The organism is Apibacter adventoris, assembly GCF_002964975.1.
Classification (GTDB): domain Bacteria; phylum Bacteroidota; class Bacteroidia; order Flavobacteriales; family Weeksellaceae; genus Apibacter; species Apibacter adventoris.
Genome location: NZ_PSZM01000028.1, coordinates 1 through 23,808, shown reverse-complemented (window position 1 = coordinate 23,808; position 23,808 = coordinate 1). Strand labels below are relative to the sequence as shown.

Annotated in this window: 33 protein-coding genes and 2 pseudogenes; 33 read left to right on the top strand and 2 right to left on the bottom strand. The window is 32.0% G+C overall.

Features of this window, described 5'->3' with window-relative positions; translation table 11 throughout:
- The first annotated feature begins 2 nt into the window (after window positions 1-2).
- From C4S77_RS04395 to C4S77_RS04380, 5 genes are all read left to right on the top strand, one after another.
- Window positions 3-515, top strand: coding sequence for a hypothetical protein (locus C4S77_RS04395; protein WP_105246348.1), 513 nt, complete (start codon window positions 3-5; stop codon window positions 513-515).
- A gap of 410 nt (window positions 516-925) precedes the next feature.
- Window positions 926-1,846, top strand: a complete 921-nt coding sequence (locus C4S77_RS04390; RefSeq protein ID WP_221405083.1) for an RHS repeat domain-containing protein — start codon at window positions 926-928, stop codon at window positions 1,844-1,846.
- The gene (locus tag C4S77_RS12965; RefSeq protein ID WP_181042813.1) at window positions 1,830-2,006 is read left to right on the top strand and encodes a hypothetical protein; all 177 of its coding nucleotides are present in this window, start codon (window positions 1,830-1,832) and stop codon (window positions 2,004-2,006) included. Before C4S77_RS04390 ends, C4S77_RS12965 begins: the two co-directional genes overlap by 17 nt.
- Before the next feature lie 2 nt (window positions 2,007-2,008).
- Window positions 2,009-2,656, top strand: coding sequence for a hypothetical protein (locus tag C4S77_RS04385; RefSeq protein ID WP_105246346.1), 648 nt, complete (start codon window positions 2,009-2,011; stop codon window positions 2,654-2,656).
- Between the two features lie 301 nt (window positions 2,657-2,957).
- Window positions 2,958-4,106, top strand: coding sequence for an RHS repeat domain-containing protein (locus tag C4S77_RS04380; protein WP_260209429.1), 1,149 nt, complete (start codon window positions 2,958-2,960; stop codon window positions 4,104-4,106).
- A gap of 396 nt (window positions 4,107-4,502) precedes the next feature.
- Here the strand turns inward: C4S77_RS04380 and C4S77_RS04375 are convergent, their stop codons facing one another.
- Window positions 4,503-4,766 carry a hypothetical protein gene (locus C4S77_RS04375; RefSeq protein ID WP_105246343.1) on the bottom strand — a complete coding sequence of 88 codons (264 nt, stop codon included), beginning with the start codon at window positions 4,764-4,766 and terminating at the stop codon, window positions 4,503-4,505.
- 211 nt (window positions 4,767-4,977) lie between these two features.
- Window positions 4,978-5,340: pseudogene (locus C4S77_RS13360) on the bottom strand (helix-turn-helix domain-containing protein).
- Between the two features lie 155 nt (window positions 5,341-5,495).
- Between C4S77_RS13360 and C4S77_RS13525 the strand changes: the two are divergent.
- From C4S77_RS13525 to C4S77_RS04240, 28 genes and pseudogenes are all read left to right on the top strand, one after another.
- Window positions 5,496-5,753, top strand: coding sequence for a CHC2 zinc finger domain-containing protein (locus C4S77_RS13525; protein WP_105246339.1), 258 nt, complete (start codon window positions 5,496-5,498; stop codon window positions 5,751-5,753).
- Window positions 5,754-6,005 carry a hypothetical protein gene (locus C4S77_RS04360; RefSeq protein ID WP_105246337.1) on the top strand — a complete coding sequence of 84 codons (252 nt, stop codon included), beginning with the start codon at window positions 5,754-5,756 and terminating at the stop codon, window positions 6,003-6,005.
- A 62-nt stretch (window positions 6,006-6,067) separates the two neighbouring features.
- Window positions 6,068-6,523, top strand: a complete 456-nt coding sequence (locus C4S77_RS04355; protein WP_181042812.1) for a toprim domain-containing protein — start codon at window positions 6,068-6,070, stop codon at window positions 6,521-6,523.
- A 17-nt stretch (window positions 6,524-6,540) separates the two neighbouring features.
- Window positions 6,541-7,344 carry a hypothetical protein gene (locus C4S77_RS04350; protein ID WP_146106039.1) on the top strand — a complete coding sequence of 268 codons (804 nt, stop codon included), beginning with the start codon at window positions 6,541-6,543 and terminating at the stop codon, window positions 7,342-7,344.
- A 220-nt stretch (window positions 7,345-7,564) separates the two neighbouring features.
- Window positions 7,565-7,876 carry a hypothetical protein gene (locus tag C4S77_RS04345; RefSeq protein WP_105246332.1) on the top strand — a complete coding sequence of 104 codons (312 nt, stop codon included), beginning with the start codon at window positions 7,565-7,567 and terminating at the stop codon, window positions 7,874-7,876.
- Between the two features lie 83 nt (window positions 7,877-7,959).
- Window positions 7,960-8,499 carry a tyrosine-type recombinase/integrase gene (locus C4S77_RS04340; protein ID WP_105246330.1) on the top strand — a complete coding sequence of 180 codons (540 nt, stop codon included), beginning with the start codon at window positions 7,960-7,962 and terminating at the stop codon, window positions 8,497-8,499.
- 19 nt (window positions 8,500-8,518) lie between these two features.
- Window positions 8,519-8,737 (top strand): annotated as a pseudogene (locus tag C4S77_RS13520) (tyrosine-type recombinase/integrase); the annotation flags it as partial.
- A 14-nt stretch (window positions 8,738-8,751) separates the two neighbouring features.
- Complete coding sequence (locus tag C4S77_RS04330) at window positions 8,752-9,495, top strand: hypothetical protein (protein WP_105246326.1); 744 nt, start codon at window positions 8,752-8,754, stop codon at window positions 9,493-9,495.
- An 82-nt stretch (window positions 9,496-9,577) separates the two neighbouring features.
- Window positions 9,578-10,045, top strand: coding sequence for an RHS repeat domain-containing protein (locus C4S77_RS04325; RefSeq protein WP_260209428.1), 468 nt, complete (start codon window positions 9,578-9,580; stop codon window positions 10,043-10,045).
- Between the two features lie 51 nt (window positions 10,046-10,096).
- Window positions 10,097-10,516 (top strand): hypothetical protein, encoded by a 420-nt coding sequence (locus tag C4S77_RS04320; protein WP_105246322.1) that lies wholly within the window; start codon window positions 10,097-10,099, stop codon window positions 10,514-10,516.
- Window positions 10,517-10,527: 11 nt separating this feature from the next.
- Window positions 10,528-10,881, top strand: a complete 354-nt coding sequence (locus C4S77_RS04315; RefSeq protein ID WP_105246320.1) for a hypothetical protein — start codon at window positions 10,528-10,530, stop codon at window positions 10,879-10,881.
- A gap of 342 nt (window positions 10,882-11,223) precedes the next feature.
- Complete coding sequence (locus C4S77_RS04310) at window positions 11,224-12,183, top strand: RHS repeat-associated core domain-containing protein (protein ID WP_260209425.1); 960 nt, start codon at window positions 11,224-11,226, stop codon at window positions 12,181-12,183.
- Window positions 12,184-12,188: 5 nt separating this feature from the next.
- Entirely contained in the window at window positions 12,189-12,575 is a 387-nt protein-coding gene (locus C4S77_RS04305; protein ID WP_105246319.1) for a hypothetical protein, read from the top strand.
- Window positions 12,576-12,951: 376 nt separating this feature from the next.
- Window positions 12,952-14,016, top strand: coding sequence for an RHS repeat domain-containing protein (locus C4S77_RS04300; RefSeq protein WP_221405082.1), 1,065 nt, complete (start codon window positions 12,952-12,954; stop codon window positions 14,014-14,016).
- Window positions 14,016-14,597 carry a hypothetical protein gene (locus C4S77_RS04295; RefSeq protein ID WP_105246315.1) on the top strand — a complete coding sequence of 194 codons (582 nt, stop codon included), beginning with the start codon at window positions 14,016-14,018 and terminating at the stop codon, window positions 14,595-14,597. Before C4S77_RS04300 ends, C4S77_RS04295 begins: the two co-directional genes overlap by 1 nt.
- A gap of 380 nt (window positions 14,598-14,977) precedes the next feature.
- Window positions 14,978-15,985 (top strand): RHS repeat domain-containing protein, encoded by a 1,008-nt coding sequence (locus C4S77_RS04290; RefSeq protein WP_221405081.1) that lies wholly within the window; start codon window positions 14,978-14,980, stop codon window positions 15,983-15,985.
- Window positions 15,985-16,323, top strand: coding sequence for a hypothetical protein (locus C4S77_RS04285; protein ID WP_105246313.1), 339 nt, complete (start codon window positions 15,985-15,987; stop codon window positions 16,321-16,323). The genes C4S77_RS04290 and C4S77_RS04285 overlap by 1 nt, the downstream gene beginning before the upstream one ends.
- Before the next feature lie 288 nt (window positions 16,324-16,611).
- Window positions 16,612-17,760 (top strand): RHS repeat domain-containing protein, encoded by a 1,149-nt coding sequence (locus tag C4S77_RS04280; protein WP_260209421.1) that lies wholly within the window; start codon window positions 16,612-16,614, stop codon window positions 17,758-17,760.
- A gap of 28 nt (window positions 17,761-17,788) precedes the next feature.
- Window positions 17,789-18,298, top strand: coding sequence for a hypothetical protein (locus C4S77_RS04275; RefSeq protein ID WP_105246310.1), 510 nt, complete (start codon window positions 17,789-17,791; stop codon window positions 18,296-18,298).
- 216 nt (window positions 18,299-18,514) lie between these two features.
- A complete protein-coding gene (locus C4S77_RS04270) occupies window positions 18,515-19,756 on the top strand; it encodes an RHS repeat domain-containing protein (protein WP_317614913.1) in 1,242 nt (413 codons plus the stop codon).
- A gap of 10 nt (window positions 19,757-19,766) precedes the next feature.
- A complete protein-coding gene (locus tag C4S77_RS04265) occupies window positions 19,767-20,255 on the top strand; it encodes a hypothetical protein (protein ID WP_105246306.1) in 489 nt (162 codons plus the stop codon).
- Between the two features lie 213 nt (window positions 20,256-20,468).
- Window positions 20,469-20,663, top strand: coding sequence for a hypothetical protein (locus C4S77_RS04260; RefSeq protein WP_105246304.1), 195 nt, complete (start codon window positions 20,469-20,471; stop codon window positions 20,661-20,663).
- A gap of 32 nt (window positions 20,664-20,695) precedes the next feature.
- Window positions 20,696-20,842: a hypothetical protein gene (locus C4S77_RS12960; RefSeq protein WP_181042811.1), complete on the top strand. Its 147-nt coding sequence runs from the start codon at window positions 20,696-20,698 to the stop codon at window positions 20,840-20,842.
- Complete coding sequence (locus C4S77_RS04255; protein ID WP_146106038.1) at window positions 20,818-21,294, top strand: hypothetical protein; 477 nt, start codon at window positions 20,818-20,820, stop codon at window positions 21,292-21,294. The genes C4S77_RS12960 and C4S77_RS04255 overlap by 25 nt, the downstream gene beginning before the upstream one ends.
- 231 nt (window positions 21,295-21,525) lie before the next feature.
- On the top strand, window positions 21,526-22,038 hold the full coding sequence (locus tag C4S77_RS04250; RefSeq protein WP_105246300.1) for a hypothetical protein: 513 nt from the start codon (window positions 21,526-21,528) through the stop codon (window positions 22,036-22,038).
- 447 nt (window positions 22,039-22,485) lie between these two features.
- Window positions 22,486-22,923 (top strand): RHS repeat domain-containing protein, encoded by a 438-nt coding sequence (locus tag C4S77_RS04245; protein ID WP_221405063.1) that lies wholly within the window; start codon window positions 22,486-22,488, stop codon window positions 22,921-22,923.
- A gap of 501 nt (window positions 22,924-23,424) precedes the next feature.
- Window positions 23,425-23,547, top strand: a complete 123-nt coding sequence (locus C4S77_RS13355; protein ID WP_260209416.1) for a hypothetical protein — start codon at window positions 23,425-23,427, stop codon at window positions 23,545-23,547.
- Between the two features lie 8 nt (window positions 23,548-23,555).
- The coding region (locus C4S77_RS04240; protein ID WP_395856025.1) for a hypothetical protein at window positions 23,556-23,808 on the top strand (253 nt) is incomplete at its 3' end.

Here is a 23,808-nt window from a genome sequence, read left to right as displayed (position 1 = left end):
AAATGAAGAAAGTTATATATAAATGGTTTTTTAGTATGTTTCCTTTTATTATGATAGGATGTCAAACTAAAGTTTTTAAAAATGAACTATCACAAATATTAGGAATGGATAAAGTATTTATAGTAGATAGTAATAGCTTCGATGAGTTTGGTGGTTTTGGAGAAGGTTATACACTTGAATCATATAAATTGTCAAAAAAGACAGTTCAAAAGTTTTGTAAAATAAAAGAAAAAAATAATTTATATAAAAAAAATGATTCAAATTGGAATAAAATCGGGTGGAGTAAATCTCCTATTAATAGTATCTATAATGAGATATCATTAATGGGATTAGGTTATGATAATGGTAGTGTATGGTTAAAGGAGGAATTAAGTAAAATAAAGGATATTTTGATTAAGCCTAATAACTACTATTCAATATTTTATAGTCCTAATATAAAAAATCCAGAAAATGCGATACTGTTTATTTTAGATGTAGAACAATGTAAATTATATATAATTGAAAGTAATTTCTAAAACTAGATAAATATTAAGGAAACCCAAAAACCCTCGCATATTAGCTAGCCCCTAAAATTTCAGATAAAAAGTATTAAATTTCTATAAAAAAAGAGACCAATAACTATCGGTCTCTTTTTTATTTTACTCTATTTCCTCGTCTATGCAGAGTAATCTAAGTAGTTCAATGGAGTTGAATAAGTCCCAGTTGTTGTGTTCTGTAAGTTCGGGATGTTCCAAAGAAAGGATAAGAGAAGATTTACAGAGGATACTTTCTAAGTAAAGACCATTATGCGTATTTTGAAGTGCCTTACCATGGAAAAGACCATAATGATTAAGTAAACGGAGCAGGCTTCTGCTGTGAAGGAAAGGATAAAAAACTCCAAGCCTATGGAGGCGGAATCGGCAAAGGGAATGAAGAATATGAAAAGATGCAGTATTATTATCATGCGGATCATTTGGGAAGTAGCAGTTATATTACTAACTTAGATGCGCAAATAGTACAGCATGTAGAATATGTACCGTTTGGGGAGGTGTTTATTGAGGAAAGGAACCAGAGTTGGAATACCCCTTACCTGTTTAAAGGCAAGGAACTGGATGAGGAAACGGGGTTATACTATTATGGGGCTAGGTATTACAACCCGAGGAAATCTATCTTTTTAAGTGTAGAGCCAATGTTTGAAGAAACGATGACTTCGTATCAGTATACTTATCAAAATCCTATTAAGTTTATTGATCCTACAGGAATGAGTGCCGAAGATGGAGGTGGTGATCCTACTCCAAATAAATTAACTGGTTCTAAAAATTTATTAGTTTATCTAAATGAAAATAATAAACAAACAGATTATTCTAAGATGTATGAGAATTCTGGGGATTGGGATTATGTAATAGTTAATAATATTGATGAAGTAGCAGGTATAATGAAAAATCATTATGGAGATGATGTTCCCAAAGTTGAAAATTTAGTAATTAGAAGTCATGGTCATACAGATAAAAGGAGTTCTCTTCACGGTCCTGATTTAGATAATAAAGTAGGAACAGGCATTGTACATAATCCAGCTTCTAGTCCTGGTTTAACATATTTAAGAGGTATATTAAGTGATAATGCATCTATTGTTTTTACAGCTTGTAATGCAGTAATGGGATATACTGATAATAGTAATGGACTTCAGAAATCATCAAGATCATTAGCTTCAAATTATTCAGAATTTTTCTTAAAAGGAACAAATCGTAATTTGTTTTTTAATTGGGCTAAATCTCATTCAAGATTAGCTGCAGGAAATAAAGAATATTTTGCCTTTGATTCTGATCTTCATAGAGATAAATTTGAGGGGTATGCAATTTTATTATAATTCAAAAGGAATATGGTCTAAGAATAATAATTTTTATGATATAACCATTTTGAGTGGAAAAGGGTTCTTTTCTTCAGGAGGAATTCAAAGAACCATAATAAGACCTTTAACTAAGACTTCTGGTTCAGAGAATGCCATATTGAAATCAAAAACATATTAATTATGATTAAGACATTAATTTTATTATTATCTATATCTATAGTTTCATGTCAAGATAAAAGATTGGTAGAAGATAATAATATTGGGATACAAAAATGTGATTCTTCAATAATAAGTCAAATTAAATTTCCGGATGATATTGAAGATTTAGAACAAAAAAACTATAGATGTTTAGATAAAGTAATAATAGAAGGAAAGAATAAAAAGGTAGCGAATAAATTTAAAGTATTATTTTCTGATCAAAATTATCTTTTAGCAGAATATGATTCTAAGACAAGATTATTGAAGGATAATAAAAATAATACATGGTTTCTAATTAAAGCACCAGAACCAAATAATTTTAAAGGTATGGGGTATGGATTAGATGGTATTTATATATTAGATAATGATTTAAATCCTATTTTCTCAATACATTCAGGAGAAATCAGTAAGTATAGAATAGATGATAAGTTAAAAAAAAATTACACTATAAGGGTGAAATTAAATAAAAAAATAAACCTAAAAGAAAGTATAGAAAAAATGTCTTATAACGAATTAGTAATTATTTTTCAAGAACTTAAAAAAGGTAACTATACAGAAATAGGAAAAGAAAAGGAGCATTTTTTTTATGAAGAAGAAGTACCTTTATGGACAGAAAATGTTATAATGTAAGATCAGAATTTAAAAATAACACCCCCGCTATTATTATGGATTGCTCCCAAAAGTTTAGACAAAATCAAACTCAATTTAAATTAAAAAAGCCCGATTTATATCGGGCTTTTTTAATTACTCCTTATTAATCAAATCCAACAACTCCAGTTCATCCTTAGTGATATAAGAGAACGCAGAAATTCAAAGGTATTGTAAATATCCCAATTGTTGTGTTCTGCAAGTTCGGGTTGTTCCAAAGCAAGGATAAGGGAGGATTTACAGAGATTACTCCCTAAATAAAGACCACTATGCGTATTTTGAAGTGCCTTACCATGGAAAAGACCATAATGATTATGTAAACGGAGCAGGCTTCTGCTGTGAAGGCAAAGATAAAAAACTCCAAGCCTATGGAGGCGGAATCGGCAAAGGGAATGAAGAATATGAAAAGAAGCAGTATTATGATCATGCAGATCATTTGGGAAGTAGCAGTTATATTACTAACTTAGACGCGCAAATAGTACAGCATGTAGCATATGTACCGTTTGGGGAGGTGTTTATTGAGGAAAGGAACCAGAGTTGGAATACCCCTTACCTGTTTAATGGCAAGGAACTGGATGAGGAAACGGGGTTATACTATTACGGGGCTAGGTACTACAACCCGAGAGAAAGTATCTTCTTGAGCGTGGATCCACTCTTTGAAAAAACAATGACTCCGTATCAATACACCTATCAGAATCCAATTAATTATACTGATCCAGATGGAAAGTGGCCTATTTTAATAAATGGTAGAGTTAGTAACGATAGCGAACGAGGAAGTAGTACATATTGGGATAAAAATGTACGAGAAACGATTAAAAATAAGACAGGATATTATCATAGTCAATTTATGTATGTTGATGGGGATAGAGGGATGCTTGCAGCAAAAAGAATATTAAATGGGAGAAATCAAGGTATAGCAGATGCTAAAGCAGTATATGCAAGGATGAAGGAGACAATGAAGAATGGTAAAATAACAGAGCAATTACAAGTAATTTCACATAGTCGTGGAGGGGCTTTTGCTAATGGTTATATGAAAGGATTAACAGCAGAGATAATAAAGTTAGCAGAGAAAGATAAGATAGGTTTTTCTTATGGGAAAGATAATATAATTGAATATTCTGTTAATATTGCGCCTCATCAGTCATCTTCTTTATATTATCCAGAAGGTGGAGCCACAAATGTAAATATTAGCCATAATGGAGATATCTTATCAGGAGTAGGTGCAACAGGTAATGTAATCAATGTAGCTTCAAATACGGATGAGATAGGATTTGATCAACATGGAAATGCAACATATAATAAAGAGTTAGGATTTACTTTAGAAGTTTTAGAGAATGGAAAAGGAAATGTTAAGCAACAATTACAGGAAAAATATAAAGAATGGGATAAGTCGAGAACTCCTCATTCTGGAGTAAAATCGGAAGTTAAATAAGATTAGTGTAAAGATGGATAATCAATTTTTCTATAGTGATAATTTTATTTTATATACTATTTCAATAATTTGTTTTATAATCATAGTGAGATTATTTAGGATTAATAAGAGCCTAGGAGTTATTAATATTGCTATTTTTTTCTTTTATAGTTCTATTTTGTATTATAATTTATTTTGTAAAAGCCAAGGAGGCTCTGGATTATTATGGTGGTTTTATCTTGTAATGCTAACCTTGATTCAGGTTTTAATACTTGGAATTTATTTTTGTATTAGATATTTTAATAAAAATTAATAATAAATAAAGTTAGAATTTCGCTTTATAAATTACACGCCAAAATTTACACAGATTTGTAATTAGATAAGAAAAGAGCCCGATTTGTATCGGGCTTTTTTATTTTAAGGTTTTTCATTCAGCAGGTCCAACAACTCCAGTTCGGAATCAGGGATAAGAGAGCGCATAAGGTTAAGAATGTTAAAGATGTCCCAGTTAGAGATGGAAGGCTTATCAGTAGAGCAGTCACAAAGGGCCATTTGCGTTACTTTGCATAGCGATTTAAGCGTAAAACCTAATTCTTGGTAAGAATCTAAAAACGGTAGAGCTTCTAAAGAATTTAAGAAATCTTTGGGGTTTAAGTTTTCATTAGAATTTTTTGTGTTCATAAAAATGCGATTTGGAAAATAAGAAACCTATAAGGTTTAGGTGTTCCACGCTCGCAAAAGCGTTGCTTTAGTTTCCAAGTAAGCCACCCTGCCCTATAGGCTAAGTTTTTTGTTTTCATAAAATTTGCGATTTGGAGCTGTAAAAATAAAAAAACTATTTCAAAGAGAATAGTTTTTATTTTATCTGAGAAATATTATTTATAAGAAGATCTTACATACCATTTAAAGCACTGGTCAAGGTATTTTTTAATCTTTTATTAGCAACGGCCGTATCAATAAAAGTGAAGATAGATTTTTGTTGTTCTTCATCAAGTTCAGAAATAAGCTTAATTTTTTCAGTTAAAGATTTATCAGAAGAATCAATATCAATAGAAAGTTTATCTTCAATTAAATTGATTAGATCCACCTCAAGAGCATCAGCAATTTTTTGTAACATATTTACCGTGGGATCCGATTTACCTGTTTCTATTCGGGTATATTATACCCTGTTAATACCTATTTTATCCGCAATATCCTGTTGAGATAACCCTTTGCTCTTTCTGATGTTCTTTATATTGTCGTTAATATTAGTCATTACCTGTGATTATTATTACAAATTTAGAAAAATGTATCTTTAAAATAACATTGATTAAAAAACAATAAAAATAATGTAACAATATAATTACATTTTTATCTTTGTGATGTAACAAAATTGTATCAATAGAATTTAGTCAACAAAAACCATAAGTTATGACTATAACAGAAATCAAACAGCACTTAAGCATTAAAGAAGTATTAGAGCATTACCAGATCCGACCCAAAAATGGAATGATAAACAGTCCGTTCCATGAAGATAGAACACCATCTATGCAGGTGTTTGAAGATTCCGACACCGTGCGGTGTTACAGCGGTAACTGTCCCCAATCCAACAAAGTAATCGATGTCATAGACTTTATTATGTATAAAGAGGATCTCAGTAAACATGAATCCCTGCTCAAAGCCAAATAAATGACAAATAACGATTTAGGAATTACGAAAAATCATCAATCTCCAATGGTTAATCTTCAATTATCAGAAGAACGCATACTATTTTTAGAGAGCTTATATAAGAGTTTCCGCAAAGGGGTATATAACAGCGTACCTGCCAAAGAATACTTAGCACAGAGAAATTTAGATACCAGGCAGATAGAAGTAGGGTATAACAGCGGACAGTTCCACCACGGAGAGCAAAAAACCCGGAGCTTATACACAGCGCCTTAGCCAACGGACTACTCTTAGACCGGGGTCATGTAAATAACCGCACCGGAGAAAGAGCCTATGTGGTGTTTGGGAATAAGAGTTTAGTATTTCCCTTACAAAACAAAGAAGGCCGGATTGTAAGTTTTTACTTCAGGGCGATAGAAGACAAAGAAGTTGCCCACTTGTATTTACAAGACCGTCAGGGTTTATATCCGGGTTATCCCCAGGAAAATACCAAGGTTTTACTATTAACCGAGAGTATAATCGATTGTGCCAGCCTGATTCAAAGTTTGAATAAGTTAGAAGTAAGAAGTACGAATTTAGAAAAACTTCCCACTTTGGACTTCAAAAATCTAACTTACTTAGCTTGCTATGGAGTGAACGGCTTTACAGAGGAGCACAGGGAAGCCATAAACGAACTCAAAAAATTAGAGGAGATTATAATTATGTTTGATAGCGATGAATCCGGTAGAAAAGGAGCAGAGAAATTAGGAATAGAGATTTTAGAATTACGAAAAGAATCGTCAATCAAAAAATAAAAATATCCAAAGTAGAGTTGCCTAATAAAGATGTGAATGAGGTTTTACAGTTGCATGAGAAAGAGATTTTTACAGAACTAATTAAAAACAGGAGTAAGATAGAAGAAATAAGCAGTAAGGAGGAAGAAGTAAGCAATAAAGAATCCTTATCTCTTACTTCTTATCCCTTATCCCAAATTACCAAGGAACCCTTACCCCTTAGCTCTTATTCCTTATCTCAAATAAATGACTTAATAGGCAAAAGCGGCATTATAGGAGAAGAGAATACAAGATTGTTGCTTTTTATTATAGCCAGTAGTTATAAGACAAAAAGTCCGCTGCATGGGATAGTCCAGGGCAGTAGCGGAAGCGGCAAGACCCATTTAATATCTAAGATTGCCGATTTATTACCCCCGGAAGATGTGCTGAGATTTACCCGGATTACCGAGAGTAGTTTGTACAATTGGGGGGAATGGGATCTGGTAGGTAAACATATAGTCATAGAAGATCTGGACGGTTTAAAAGAAGAAGCATTATACAGTTTAAGGGAACTTATCAGCAGTCAGATGCTGAGCAGCTCAGTAAGTGTTAAAGATAAAAAAGGCAATATCAAAAGTACCCAAAAGAAAGTACGGGGTCAGTTTAGCAGTTTAAGCGCCACTACCAAAGGCGATTTGTACGAAGACAATATAAGCCGGAGCTTTATACTGGCGGTAGACGAAAGTACAAATCAGAGCAAAAAGATCATAGCGTATCAGAATAAGAAATATGCCGGAGAAGTAAGTAAGGAAGAAGAAATAAGAGCTAAGGAGCAGTTACAGGAATATATACGGAGCTTATAACAGGTAGAAGTAATAAATCCCTATGCCACGAAGTTAGAATTACCCGAAGAAGTACATAAGATACGCAGACTTAATGAAATGTATCAAAGCATAATCAGGCAGATAACGTACCTAAACCAGTGTCAGAGGCTTTAAGAATGGATATATTTATACAGAAATAGAAGACTTAGAGCAGGCCACAGAGATACTCTTTGAGAGTATACTCTTAAAAATAGATGAGTTGGACGGAAGTTTACGACAGTTTTATGAGCGGTTAAAAAAGTATTTAAAGAGTAAGGATAAAGAATTTTATTTACGAGAAGTGAGACAAAGTTTAAACATAAGTAAAACACAGATGTTCCGATATATCCAGAGTTTAAAAGAGTTAGATTATATAAAACCCATAGGGGGGCATGAACGAATAGGGATTAAATACAAGATCCTGTATTGGGACGATTATCAGAAACTAAGAATGAGAATCAAAGAACAACTACAAATCCAAATAGAGAAATTAAAAAACGAAACAGAAAAGGAACAGGTTGGGAACACCTAAAAATAGTCTACTATAAATATAATCAATGTTTTATAAGGTAAGTGTTCCTAATTCCCAAAAAGAATAACCTAAAAAGAAGAACGATGATAGAAGAAAGAATAAGAAATTATAGGAAGTATTTAGAGTTAAAAGGCTATCAAAAGAGTAGTATTCGGGGGTTGTTAAAAAGAGCCGAATTATATGAGACTAAAACGGACAATCAATCCTTATCCTTTAAACCCTCCACCTTACAACTGTATTACTACCAAAAGAAAGTATATGTAAACTATCTAAAATCTATAGAACAAGAGCAGGTTTATTTAGCAGAAGAATACCATAAAAAAGAGATTCCGAAAATAGATATAGTAAGTATAGCAGAAATAGAGGAATTACTAAAAAGCTGTAAAGATGTAAGAGACAAGGTAGTATTAGTCTGTTTATACAGTTTAGGACTCCGGTTAAGCGAAGTATCCAATATAGAAATAGAAGATATAGACAGAGAGAATAAACTCCTTTTAGTAAAAAAGAGTAAAACCAAAAAACAAAGACAAGTACCCATAAATAACAAATCCTTACAAATTATAACAACATATATAGATCAAGAAAGGGCCATTCAACAAGAAAAAACTCTTATAAGGCCATAAAGGCGATTTAAGATCAGACGGCATTTATCAAATACTAAAACGATTAGTAAAAAGAACTAAAATAAAAAAAAGGATTTATCCCCATTTACTCAGGCATAGTATAGCCAGTCACTTATTACAAAGAGGGATGGAATTAGAGCAGATTAGTAAATTCTTAGGCCATAGCAGTTTAGAAAGCACCCAAAGATATACGCATATAGAAGTAAGAAGTAGGAATTTAGCAATAAGGAGTAAGTAGAAAGAAATAAGAAAATGAATAATTTTATATCTTACTTACGAATTAAGTATAAATATGCCGAGAGAACCTTACAAGCCAAAGAAAATCATATAGAAAATTGGGAGAAATTATGTTTAAAAGATCAAGAACTAGAAAAACTAACAACAAAAGCATTGCTCAGCCTTATAGAAAACCAGAAGAAAAAATACCAGATATCCACGTTAAACAATCAATTAAAAACACTAGAACAGTATTATAATTATCTAGTAGCAATAAAAAAAAGAAAATCCCATCCACTAATAAACTTTAGGATAAAGTCGGAAACAAAACCCCTTATCCAAGGACTATTAACAGAACAAGAACTTACAGAATTATATGAGAACTACTCCGTACAAGGTCATTTAGGCGGGCAATTCAACCATTACCGACAAAGAAATAAAGTGATCTTAGGCTTGATGATTTATCAGGGGTTGGATAGTATTACCTTAGAGAGATTAGAAATTGGGCATATAGATGTAGAAAAAGCAATCGTACAAGTACCCAGAATAAGTGAATATAAACTCAAAGAAAGGATCTTGCCCTTAGCCTCTAATCAGATCATGGAATTGCATAAGTATCTGACCCAAACAAGAGAAGAATTACTAAAAATAATAAAGACAGAACAAGAAACAAAAAAACTGTTTCCCAAAAGTTCAAAAACAAGATTTAGCAGTATAACACAATCAATAAAAAAGCAGATAGAGATAGAAAATATACACTTGCTATGCGGGCAAAGATAAAAAACTCCAAGCCTATGGAGGCGGAATCGGCAAAGGGAATGAAGAATATGAAAAGATTCAGTATTATGATCATGCGGATCATTTGGGAAGTAGCAGTTATATTACTAACTTAGACGCACAAATAGTACAGCATGTAGAATATGTACCGTTTGGAGAGGTGTTTATTGAGGAAAGGAACCAGAGTTGGAATACCCCTTATTTGTTTAATGGCAAGGAACTGGATGAGGAAACGGGGTTATACTATTACGGTGCTAGATATTACAACCCAAGGGAGTCTGTGTGGTTGAGCGTGGATCCGAGGACGGAGAAATATCCGGGTATTAGTCCTTATATCTATATGGGGCAAAATCCAGTGAAATATATTGATCCTGAAGGTATGGAACCAATAAAACCTGAAGCTGTTACAATAAAAGGATTTGTAAAAACAATTAATACAACAGGTACAAAATTAGGATTGAAGGCAGGTAAATCCGCTCATAGCGCAATGTTATTATTAGGTGTAACTAAATTTGATTGGGGGCAAGGAAGACCTATGCCAGTTTATACATAACGTATAAATACATTCAAAGATAAATATATTTATACTGAAAAAGGAGGTTGAATGGATATGGCGCATTTTATGTTTTATGCAGGAAGAGCATATGATTATAAACAACAAAAAGAATCAGCACAGAGAGCTATAGATGAAATAAAAAAGGCAGGAGGATTTGCTACACAAGGAATATCAACCTCATTGATAGCACAATCTAATATGGATCCTGTGGGAGAAGCAATACAAGATGGAAATTATCAAGAGATGTCTGATAGAATATTTGTGTCACACTCAGCATATAGTTATGAAGATTTACCAAGTAATAAATTTGGAGCAGAATTTGGGGTAAATTATTTTGATAATGTATTGAAAGCTAAAACTCCAGAAAATGCACCAAATTATAAAAAACTTCCAAATAAGGATGAAAGAAAACCACCAAGTCGTACTAATCATACAACTAAACCTGTATATACCAAAGATAATCCTTAAATTAAACTAAAATGAAAAAAATTATTTTAATTTTTTTAGGAATACTTATATTTCTGTTTTGTTTTTGGTTTTTTTATTTACGTATAGAAAGAGAGGAAAGATTAATAAAAGAAGGAAATAAAATAGTAAGAAAAATAGAAAATTTTAAGAACAAAAGAGGAAGATTACCTAAATCTTTAGAAGAAATAGGGGAAAAAGAAGAAGATGATTATGATGCTATATATTATTTAATACAAAAAGATAGTATTAATTATAATATTTATTTCGGAATAGGTTTTGACGAATCAAAAATCTATTATTCAGATAGTAAAAAATGGGAAGATTTTAATAGAGAGATGAAATTAGTGTCAGACTCTTTAAAGTAGATTATAAACAAAACCCCGCTCAACGAGCGGAGTTTTGTTTTAAGACTCTTTGTTAATTAAATCCAACAGCTCCAGTTCATCCTTAGGGATATAAGGGAACGCTGAAATTCAATGGTATTATAAATATCCCGATGGTTGTGTTCTTGGAGTTCTGTATGTTTCAAAGAAAAGATAAGAGAAGATTTACAGAGTTTACTCTCTAAATAAAGACCATAATGATTATGTAAACGGAGCAGGCTTCTGCTGTGAAGGAAAGAATAAAAACTCCAAACCTATGGAGGCGGAATCGGCAAAGGGAATGAAGAATATGAAAAGAAGCAGTATTATGATCATGCGGATCATTTGGGAAGTAGCAGTTATATTACTAACTTAGACGCGCAAATAGTACAGCATGTAGAATATGTACCATTTGGGGAGGTGTTTATTGAGGAAAGGAACCAGAGTTGGAATACCCCTTACCTGTTTAATGGCAAGGAACTGGATGAGGAAACGGGGTTATACTATTATGGAGCTAGGTATTACAATCCGAGGGAGTCTATCTTTTTAAGTGTGGATCCAATGTTTGAAGAAACAATGACTCCGTATCAGTATACTTATCAAAATCCAATTAAGTTTACTGACCCAACGGGGATGGAGGGAGAGAGTACAGGAGTTATAAAAAATAAGGAAGGTACCTATACTGTTGTGAGTGCCAAAAATGATGGAGATACAGGGATTTATATAGCTGATAAAGATGGAAATTATGATGTGAATTCGAGTGAAAAAATAGGAGATACTTTAAACCCTTGGGATTATATGAATACAGATGAATCTAAAGGTACATTTTCAGGTGTTAAGCCAAAAACTATGTTTGATCCAAATTCAAACCTTAATTTTTACACATTGATTTATAAAAATGACTATAAGCCTTCGGGGTATTCGGAAGGAGCTGATTTAGCTGAACTGGCTTTATCCTCAAGAAATAAAGGATATAGGGATATAAAAGAAAAATATGGTCATTACACGACCGTTATAGTTGATGCAGAGAAAAAAATATATACTACGGTTAGATATACTTCCAATGTTAGTTTTGGAAAAAATATGAGGAATATTTATTCTCAATATGCAGAAAATTACAATGGAAAACCAAGGGATTTTTACATAAAAGTAATGCCTATTGTTGGTAAATATAATCAATATAAAAACAGTGGAAATGGCTATAATAAAGGTTATCCTTTTTATGGAGAATATACATATTCTGGTTCTGGAATATATAACGGATTTTATTTTAAAGCGAATTACAATAAGTATTTTAGATATTAATAGAAATGAGAAAAGTAGTTATATTATCAATCAGTATTCTCTTACTATATGGATGTAAGGGATTTCTCAAAGATATAGATTTAAACAGAAAGATTATAGAAAGCTCAAAATATAAAATAGTCTGGTATACAAAAGGAAGCTTTAGTGTAACAAAAGTGTATCCAGAGTATATTAAAATTATAAACAAGGAGGAAAAAACAAATAATGTTATAGAGGAGAATGCGATAGATGATATTAATTTGTTATTAGGCGATACTTTAGAAATAACTTATGGTAGGAATTATATTCTAAATAAAGATAAAAAAGATACTGTTATTAATGATTTATTAATTAGGTATCAAGATTCAAAACTTGATAATAATAGTACTGTAAGGTTTAAAACTTTTGAATAGTATCAGCATAATAAATATATAGGGTTTAATATAAGAATATTTCAGTATGAATTGAACCTAAAATAGTATAAAATAAGAGGCTGTCTAAAGACTAAGACAGCCTCTTTTATTTAACTAATTTTCTCGTTCATGCAGAGCAATATGAGGAGTTCAATGGTATTGAATAAGTCCCAATGGTTTGTGTTCTTGGAGTTCAGGATGTTCCAAAGAAAGGATAAGGGAAGATTTATAAAGGTTATTTCATAAGTAAAGACAACTATGCCTAAAAGGGCATAATGATTATGTAAACGGAGCAGGCTTCTGCAGTGAAGGAAAGGATAAAAAACTCCAAGCCTATGGAGGTGGAATCGGCAAAGGGAATGAAGAATATGAAAAGATGCAGTATTATTATCATGCAGATCATTTGGGAAGTAGCAGTTATATTACTAACTTAGACGCACAAATAGTACAGCATGTAGAATATGTACCGTTTGGAGAGGTGTTTATTGAGGAAAGGAACCAGAGTTGGAATACCCCTTATTTGTTTAATGGCAAGGAACTGGATGAGGAAACGGGGTTATACTACTACGGAGCTAGGTATTATAATCCGAAGGAGTCTGTGTGGTTGTCAGTGGATCCACTTTTTGAAAAAACCATGACTCCGTATCAGTATACGTATCAAAATCCTATAAAATTTACAGATCCTACAGGGATGGAGCCCGATGGATGGATAGGCCAAACTGATGAAAATGGGAAAAGATCATGGACATGGGATTCAGAAGTAAATACAGAATCTCAAGCAAAAGCCAAGTATGGTGAAAATACAGACTTTTACGAAGGTGGAGACCAAATTTTTAATGAATGGGGGACAAACAAGCAATTTCAATTATATAAAAATGGGAATTGGGGTTATGTATCTACTAGTAGCAGTGAAGCTACAACAGTAGGACTATTAGCAGAAGGATCAACTGAATTACTCGGCACTGGGATATTAAGAGCTTTAGGACTTATTAGTGGGGCTTTGCTTTTAGAGGGAGATATAACAAAAAAATCTCCATCTTTTCAATATTTTTACCGGGCAATGTCTAGTGCTGAATATGCTTCAACAAAAGGGTATTTAGTTGATTTAAAAACTTCTGGAGAAGGGCCCCATGTAAGAACTGATATATCATATTTATTAGATGCAAGTTTTATTAATAAATTAGATTCAAAATATGACTATATTTTGAGTTATAAGGTAAACATAGCTTCTGCGACATTGTTTGAGACAACTCCATTTATATATACACCTGGGACTGGAAAAGGGGGGCCTGTTTTTAATGCAGCTAGAATGGCTGGAATGCCATATTTAAAGTATGAAAAAGGTTTTTCTTATGGATTTCCTGGAGCTGCTACTGCTTTGTTTAATACTTCATTAATGGAACCTCCTAAGATAATTTATAATATTAAAACAGGGAAATAATGAATAATAAATTTGAAGAAGATTATAGATGGTATAATGATCAATTAAATCATATTCCTATTTCAGTAGATTTTATAAAAGAAAGTACAATAATATTTAAAAAATTAAGTGTGTTAGCAAATACACTATATGATGGAATTGAAAACAAGTTAAGTTGGCTAAAGTCTGAAATTTTATCACTAAAAGATACAACAATTAAGATATCTATAGGTTTTAGTATAGATTTTGAATTATATTATAAAAATAGTACTCTTAGATTTGAATTAATAGAAGACTATTTAAAGAATAAACAACTTAAGTTCCACATTACAGAAGAATTAATGTATATTTATGAATATTATTTAGATAAGGATGAAGTTTATAAAATAATACGAATTATATCTAGTTTAATGCAATATTCTATTCCCAATAATTTAACTAAATCACTTATAATAAACATTTTAACTTCGTATTATAAAGATGAAGATTTTGAAGATAATACTATTTTATTAGTTTTAAGAAATTTTATATATAAAAATTTATCTATTAGTGATAAGGAATTTATCATAAAAGAATTCCCTCAAGCAACGATACTTAAATAATAGAATAATTATATTGAAAAACTAAAAAAAGAGGATGTGAAAAATAAAGTGCACATCCTCTTTTTCTTTACTCTTTATTCAATAAATCGAGCAGTTCGAGTTCTTCATTAGGCAGGAGGGCTTGAATAAGAGAAAAGATATTGTAAATGTCTTATTTTTAAAGTATTAGGAGAATTCTTTATGATCCAAAGAGAGGATAAGGGAGGACTTGCAAAGGTTATTCCCAAAATAAAGACCACAATTCTTATTTTGAAGTACCTTACCATGGAAAAGACCATAATGATTATGTAAACGGAGCAGGCTTCTGCTGTGAAGGAAAGGATAAAAAACTCCAAGCCTATGGAGGGGGAATCGGCAAAGGGAATGAAGAATATGAAAAGATGCAGTATTATTATCATGCAGATCATTTGGGAAGTAGCAGTTATATTACTAACTTAGACGCACAAATAGTACAGCATGTAGAATATGTACCGTTTGGAGAGGTGTTTATTGAGGAAAGGAACCAGAGTTGGAATACCCCTTATTTGTTTAATGGCAAGGAACTGGATGAGGAAACGGGGTTATACTATTACGGAGCCAGATACTATAATCCTAGGGAGAGTGTGTGGTTAAGTAGTGATCCGTTGGCTGAAAAGTACCCGAATATCTCACCGTATGCGTATACATTTCAGAATCCAATAAATTATACCGATCCTACAGGGATGGTTCCGGAAGATAGTGCAGGCGATCCTCCAAAGAGGTCTTGGTTTGGAAGGAATATATCTCAACCAATAGGTAGTTTCTTTAAACGATTATTCAATCCATTTCCAGAAATGAAACCTAAATCTTCAGGATCTGAGACAAATAGAACAGGAACTGTTGAAGTTGGAGAAATAGAACAAACTCATGATCCAGAAACTATTGCAATTTGGGATAGAGAAGATAATTATGTAGGAGGAGATCCTTTTTCAGGATTAGCAGAAGTAACAACTCAGGGGATTCAATGGCTAGGAGAACAGATTACAGGTTCTGATGTCTCAGAAGAGACAGCTAATAATATTCAGTTAGGAACTACTTTATTGACTACGATATCTTCAAAAGGTAAAAGTTTGCCTAAGTTAATTTCTCTTGTAAAAAAAGATAGTAAATTATTGAAATTATCGAAAGAAACATTTAAAGGTAATGTTGTATTAAGAAAAGAGGCTAATGATTTAATAGATCAGTTATCAAAAGGTAATATGAACCCAGGTATTGGTACGAAAAGTATAGGGAAAGGAATATTTGAAGCTAGATCTAGAGGAGGAGCTAGAGTATACTTTAGAAACGGCAGTGATGGAATAGAGATAGTGGGATATTCTAGTAAAGCTAATCAGCAACAAGTAATTAATCGTATATTAGAAGCATATTAATGAAAAAATTTAAAATTATTTTCCCATCATTTTATCAAGTAAAAGATGTTTTCAATGACAATATTGATGTAAATATTGTTTATGAAAATGAGGAAGTTTTTTTTGTTACGTTTTTTACTCTATTAAATGTAAAAGAATTAATGTTAAAAAATAAAGAAATATATTTTTGGGCTACAGATATGGTTATAGTAAAAGATTTGGATAAGGAAACTATAAGAAATGTAGTATCAAAAATGACAGAAGAAGGATCTGTAGAACAGATTTTATCAAAGATAGGAACTATAGAAAGTCTTTACTTAGAACCTTTTGATATGTTAAAAGATATGACTTTGGTTTAAATAATTAATATCATCCTCAACTTATAATTTATAATGTTTTATAGTTAATAGTTTAGAGGATAAGGAATAACAACCCCCGCATTTCGCGGGGTTTTTTGTATTAGGAATCTTTGTTCAATAGATCCAGTAATTCGAGTTCATCTTCAGGAATGAGTAATCTAAGGAGTTCAATGGTGTTGAATAAGTCCCAGATAGTGTTTTCAGAGAGTTCGGGATGTTCTAAAGAGAGGATAAGGGAAGATTTACAGAGTTTACTCCCTAAGTAAAGACAACTATGCGAATTTTGAAGTGCCTTACCATGGAAAAGACCATAATGATTATGTAAACGGAGCAGGCTTCTGCTGTGAAGGCAAAGATAAAAAACTCCAAACCTATGGAGGCGGAATCGGCAAAGGGAATGAAGAATATGAAAAGATGCAGTATTATTATCATGCGGATCATTTGGGAAGTAGCAGTTATATTACTAACTTAGACGCACAAATAGTAAAGCATGTAGAATATGTACCATTTTGGGAGGTGTTAATTGAGGAAAGGAACCAGAGTTGGAATACCCCTTATTTGTTTAATGGCAAGGAACTGGATGAGGAAACGGGGTTATACTATTATGGGGCTAGGTATTACAACCCGAGGGAGTCTATCTTTTTAAGTATGGATCCGATGTTTGAGAAAACAGGAACTCCGTATCAGTATACATATCAAAATCCAATTAGGTTTACTGACCCAACGGGGATGGAAGCAAATCCCATTTATGATGAAAATGGTAATTTTTTAGGAACTGACAACAGAGGCTTGCAAGGAGAAGCTATAATAATGAATAAAGATAATTTTTCTCAAGGTATGTCTCATGAAGAAGCTAAGAGTAAAGGAACTTTGTTGAGTAATTATAATGTGGAATCAGATGGTAAGGGAGGATTAACAGAGAAAGGAAAGTATCAAGCAGCAGTTTTTGATAGGATTAATATGCACTCTTTAGGATTGAAAAATAGGCCTGATTATGATGGATTTTTAACTTTAAGTGAGGCTAATGATTGGTATAGAAATGGAGGTGGAAGTCCTTTATTTGTTAATTCAGCGTTGATAGATTTATTTCCAGTCACTTTAGAAAATGTTAATCAGAGTAAAAATGGATATTATTTTAATTTCTTTTTAACACAAAATACAGAGACAGGTTTAGTATATGGAAGCATTAAGATAACATTGATGGATAAAAAAAATGGAATTGTACGATTGGGAGATAAAAAAGGTCTATTAGATACCTATGATTTTGATATAAAACCTAGTGATGGTACATTGAAAAGAGCTGTAAGGAATATAGGTACAAGAATAGGGAAATTTGTTGCAGGGGAAGGAACACCGTTTGATATATATACCTATGGTACAGCAAAATTGAAGTCGAATTCAGTTCTTTTTAAACCAAATGCCCCTATTTTACCGTAATTATTATTGATATTTAATTAAATTTAATATGATAAAAAAAATAATATATAATTGGATTTTAGTTTTAGGAATTTTAATTCTTTCAGGCTGCTCTTCTATGGTACTTGATAATACTTTTTGTGAAAATATATTAGGGTTAGATATATCTATAAATAAAGAACTCTATAAATATGAAGAAGATGGTGTTAGGGGAAAAGGAGTTTTATTTATAGAATATTTATTTAATAAAAAGCATAATAACCTGTTTATAGACAAAAAAGATTATCCTCATTCTTATGATATAAGAAAAGATTGGCAATTGTCTCAATGGGAAGAAGTTTCATTAATTGATAAACGTGTTTTTAAACTTATAGGAGAATATAATATAGTAGATGAAAAATTTAGACAATATATTTCAATTATAAATGACTTAATATTATCAGAAAATAATTTAGTGTCATATTATTATAAGGAAAGAAACGGTTATTTTTATGCAATAGAAATGTATCTTATAGATGTATCTAATAATAAATTATATTTTTTATATATGAAAGTTTAAGAAATAAAAGAATCTTAAATTTTGGAAAAACAAGAACTGAACTTTTATAAATAAAACGCTCCTCTTTTACAGCTAGTTCACAAAATATTGACAAATTAGCAGTATAATATTAAATAAAAAGCGACCGATACGTATCGGTCACTTTTGTTTTACTCTATCTCCTCGTCCATACAGAGTAGTCTAAGGAGTTCAATGGTGTTGTAAATATCCCAATTGTTGTGTTCTTGGAGTTCGGATTGTTCCAAAAATAGAATAAGAAAAGATTTACAGAGGTTACTTCTAAATAAAGACCACTATGCGTATTTTGAAGTGCCTTACCATGGAAAAGACCATAATGATTATGTAAACGGAGCAGGCTTCTGCTGTGAAGGCAAAGATAAAAAACTCCAAGCCTATGGAGGCGGAATCGGCAAAGGGAATGAAGAATATGAAAAGATGCAGTATTATTATCATGCGGATCATTTGGGAAGTAGCAGTTATATTACTAACTTAGACGCACAAATAGTACAGCATGTAGAATATGTACCATTTGGGGAGGTGTTTATTGAGGAAAGGAACCAGAGTTGGAATACCCCTTACCTGTTTAATGGCAAGGAACTAGATGAGGAAACGGGGTTATACTATTACGGGGCAAGATACTATAACCCGAGGGAGTCTATCTTCTTAAGTGTGGATCCGATGTTTGAAGAAACGATGACTCCGTATCAGTATACGTATCAAAATCCAATTAGGTTTACTGACCCAACGGGGATGAAAGGAGAGTGGACAGGAGTTACTAAAAATGAGGATGGAAGTTATACAGTAGTAGCAGGAGAAGCTGATAATGATAGAAATATCTATGTAATGGATAGTAAAGGGAATAGAACAGATGAAGTTGTCGGACAATCGCTTACAGAATATTCATTTTTCTTAGATGAAGGTCAGCCTGCAATAGGAGCTATAATCAATCCTGGAGATATGAGTGGAAATGATTTTATGAATAATGAAATTATTAATAATCCAAATGGATTGGGATTAACTGAATATATGAGAAATGTTACAGGAGGAGAGCTTTATGATTTTAAGGATAGAGGATTTGATGAGAAATCTGGTGGTATGACCACAACACAGTATCATTATCGTGGAATGTTATTTTCAATAGATGAAATGAAATTATCAAATGATAATCTTGCAACGTTTGCTTCAGCAAGGGATTTTGGAAATGCAGCAGCAGGATATGTAGCAGGTCGTAAAGGAATTTCATGGATGGCTGCTAGGACAGCTTTTGATGGCTTACAAACAGCACAAGGGAAAAATTGGAAAACTGGTAAATGGCAGGTCGAAGGGCAACCTACTCAAAGAGCTGAGAGAGCAGGTCATACTGCAGGTATGAATGCTTTTAAAAGGGCATATAGTAAATCTTTAGAAGAAGTAAAGAGGGCTAAAGCGCAACGTGTTATTCCTTTTGGACCAAAGTAATTGAAATATAATGAAAAAAAAGATAATAATTATTTTGATATTGATCATTACAATAATTGGGAGTGGTATATTGTATTTATTTCAAGAAAGAGAATATTTTTGTTTAACATCAAATAACTGTATAACTGTATGGAAAACAACCGAAGGGGCTTATATAATTCCAGGTAAATATACTAGTTGGTTTAAACCTAAGACTAATTGTAATTATATTAAAGCTGATAATACTCAATTTCTCACATTATATTATACAAATGAAATCCCTGGAAAAATTGTTGTAAGAGATCAGGGGAAAGAAGGTGGCATTGAAGGAAGAAAGTATGAGATTTACAATTATGTAAATTTATCTCCAACATTTGTAGAATTTTCGAAGGAATATAAAAAAATATTATATCTTCCTAATGCAGTTAAATTTAATGATCTAAAGTATGGTGTAAGTTTTTTAGATATAAATATATTTGAGAATTATGCAACAACAAGTGATGGACGTATATTAAAGTAGAAAAGTTTTAGCTTATTAACTAGAAAAAACAATCCCGCAATCGCAATTGCGGGGATTTATTGTTTAAATAATTTTCTTGTTAAAGCAGGAGTTCAATGTTGTTGTAAATATCCCATTGGATGTGTTCTTGAAATTCCTTATGCTACAAAGAAAGGATAAGAGAATAATTACAGAGGATACTCCCTAAATAAAGACAACTATGCGTATTTTGAAGTGCCTTACCATGGAAAAGACCATAATGATAATGTAAACGGATCAGGTTTCTGCTGTGCAGGCAAAGATAGAAAACTCCAAGCCTATGGAGGCGGAATCGGCAAAGGGAATGAAGAATATGAAAAGAAGCAGTATTATTATCATGCAGATCATTTGGGAAGTAGCAGTTATATTACTAACTTAGACGCAAAATAGTACAGCATGTAGAATATTTACCGTTTGGAGAGGTGTTTATTGAGGAAAGGAACCAGAGTTGGAATACCCCTTATTTGTTTAATGGCAAGGAACTGGATGAGGAAACGGGGTTATACTATTACGGGGAGCGAGATACTATAATCCGAGGGAGTCTGTGTGGTTTTCAACGGATTCGTTGAGTGATTATAATTTAATTTTTGGAGTAGAGCATTACATAGATGGTCAACATAACGGAGGAGTGTTTAACTCAGGAAACCTTAATATGTATGGATATTATTATCAGAATCCTATAAATTATGTAGATCCTAATGGAAAACAGATATTTTTAGGTGGGGCAACAGTTATTTCAACTACTACAACTATAGGTAGTTCAACTATAACTATAGGAACAACAGTAGCAACCATGCCTAAAGGACCTATAATTATTAGTCCAGGATTAGATTACAATACAATTAGACCAGAGATAGAATTAGAAGAAGTAGAAGTAGTAGGGAGATCAGCGCCAAAGAAAAGTTGGCTTAAGAGAGTTGGAAATAAAATAGGAAGATTGTGGGATAAAGTAGTGGATTGGATGACTGGAGAGAATAGAGAAGCAAGTATAGAAGGATCTGATACAAAAGGAGATGAGTGAACACTTAATCCTCAACCAGAACAGAATAGAAAGCCTACTAAGACAGAAAGAATGCAGGCTAAGAAAAAGAGGGCAAGCTCTGATAAATCTCAATATGGTAATGAAGCAGATTCAAATGCTAGAAGATAAATAAAGCAAAGACATCAAAATGGACAATATAGAAAGACAAAAGATAAGGTAGGTGAAAAAGCAGATACTAGAAGAACAAGATATAAATAAATTAAAGTAAGAATGTTATTGAATTATTTAAAAATAAAAGGATATTTAGATGAACTAAATGGTTTTTTGATTAAAAAAGGAGATTTATGGAGTTTATACGATAACAATCCAACTGATTTTGTTTTAGATGGCAAGTTTTTCGTTCAAAATAAATTTATTTTAAATAAAAAAAGTAGAGAGGATGATTATGATTTTATTAAAGAGCAAGTATATCTGTTGAAAATTAGTGGGAAAAAAGATTTATTTAATGATATTGATTTAAATTCAACATTAGCTATATTCAATTTTTTTAAAAGTAATCAGAATATAAAATTAGTAGGTATTCAGATAAAAAAGGAAAATGTTATGTATATAGGAAGAGTTTCAAAGGTTTGTGAAAAATCTGTATATATTCAACTTCTCAGTGTGAATGCTAAATGGTTAAAAGTAGAGAATTTTAGATATGATGAAATACGTTTAGTTTTCATAGATACAGATTATTTGAATTCATTAGTTATGTATTTAAAATATAATAATAAAATATAAAAAATAAGGGGAAGTATCAGGTTAGAGATTGAATTTTAAACAACTGAAAATAGATATTGAAACGGTAACATTATAGTTACCGTTTTTGTTTAGAGCTAAATTAAACCAGCCTTTTGTATTTTTTCAGAGCTTAAATTCTTTTTCACTTATTTTATCTAGAAATTCAAATTCGTTAGCGAGATATAAACTTGAATAAGAAAGATATAGAGTTGAAAATATTACAGTTGTTGTGTTCTGAGAGTTTAGGTTTTTCCAGAGAAAGGATAAAAGAAGATTTATAGAATTTACTTCCTAAATAAAGATCACTATGCATATTTTGAAGTACTTTACCATGGAAAAGGGCATAATGATTATGTAAACGGAGCAGGCTTTTGCTATGTAGGCAAAGATAAAAAACTCCAAACTTATGGAGGCGGAATTGGCAAAGGGAATGAAGAATAAGAAAAGATGCAGTATTATGATCATGCGGATCATTTGGGAAGTAGCAGTTATATTACTAACTTAGACGCACAAATAGTACAGCATGTAGAATATGTACCATTTGGGGAGGTGTTTATTGAGGAAAGGAACCAGAGTTGGAATACCCCTTACCTGTTTAATGGCAAGGAACTGGATGAGGAAACGGGGTTATACTATTACGGGGCTAGATACTATAATCCGAGGGAGTCCGTCTGGCTGAGCGTTGATCCGCTGTTTGAAGAAACGATGACTCCATATCAGTATACTTATCAAAATCCTATTAGGTTTACTGATCCAATGGGGATGGAGCCAGATGAGGGAGGAGATGGTGGCTTTTGGAGAGGAATAGGGAATTTGTTTAAGTCTAGGGCTAGAATCAATGCCGAAGATAAAGTAAGATTGTTAAACAAGAGTCTATATCAGTAAGTAAAGGAAATATGACTGCATATAAATAATGGAATGTAACCTATACAGATAATAATATAGAGAAAACAATACATAGGTTAGAATATACAAAAGAAGGACTTTATGCACATATTTCTTTTGAGGGATATCTACTGAATCAGAAGGAAGTATAGCAGAAGGGGATCCCAATGCAGGTTCTATAAGTTTACCTAACCCATTCCAGGGGAGATATAGTAATGGTAAATACTAATCCTGTCATGACAGCTATATCAGGCGCAGTGGCCCCCACCATTAGGTTTTATTTCAGGATGTGTTCAAAGTTATTCATCATTTAGTGAAGGAGATTATGTTGGAGGAACCGTTGGAGTGATTACTTTAGGTTTCAGTGTTAGAATGTCAGGTCTAGCAAATCAATGGTTTAGAGGGGCTAATAATAAATTCACTTTCACTCCTGAGGAATACAATAGTAAGACATTAGGACAAGGAACAATAGAGTTTAAGTAGGGAGTTAGCCCTAAATATTTGAATAAAATTCCTAATCCAGGTAAGCAGAAAATTAAACAAATGTTTAGAAGAACTTCATTACCGGTGAAAGATAATCTCGGAATACAAGAAGCTGGATATTTTCATTTAGGAACTAGATAAATATTATTGTGAAATACTTAAAAGTAAAATTAGAAGAATCAAAAAGGAAAGTAATTGAAAGTAAAGGATGTCTATTCTTTTGGATATTGAATAAACTATTTTCACACAAATTTAATGAGGAAAATAAAGTAACTTATTGGTTACTCGAGTTTGAATATAATGATTGGAATTATAAAAATGAAGTTAAAAGAGAAATAGGTTTGAATGAAAATGGAAGGATAATAGTTCGTTTACCTAATAAAAAAAATGAATTAGGTTTTT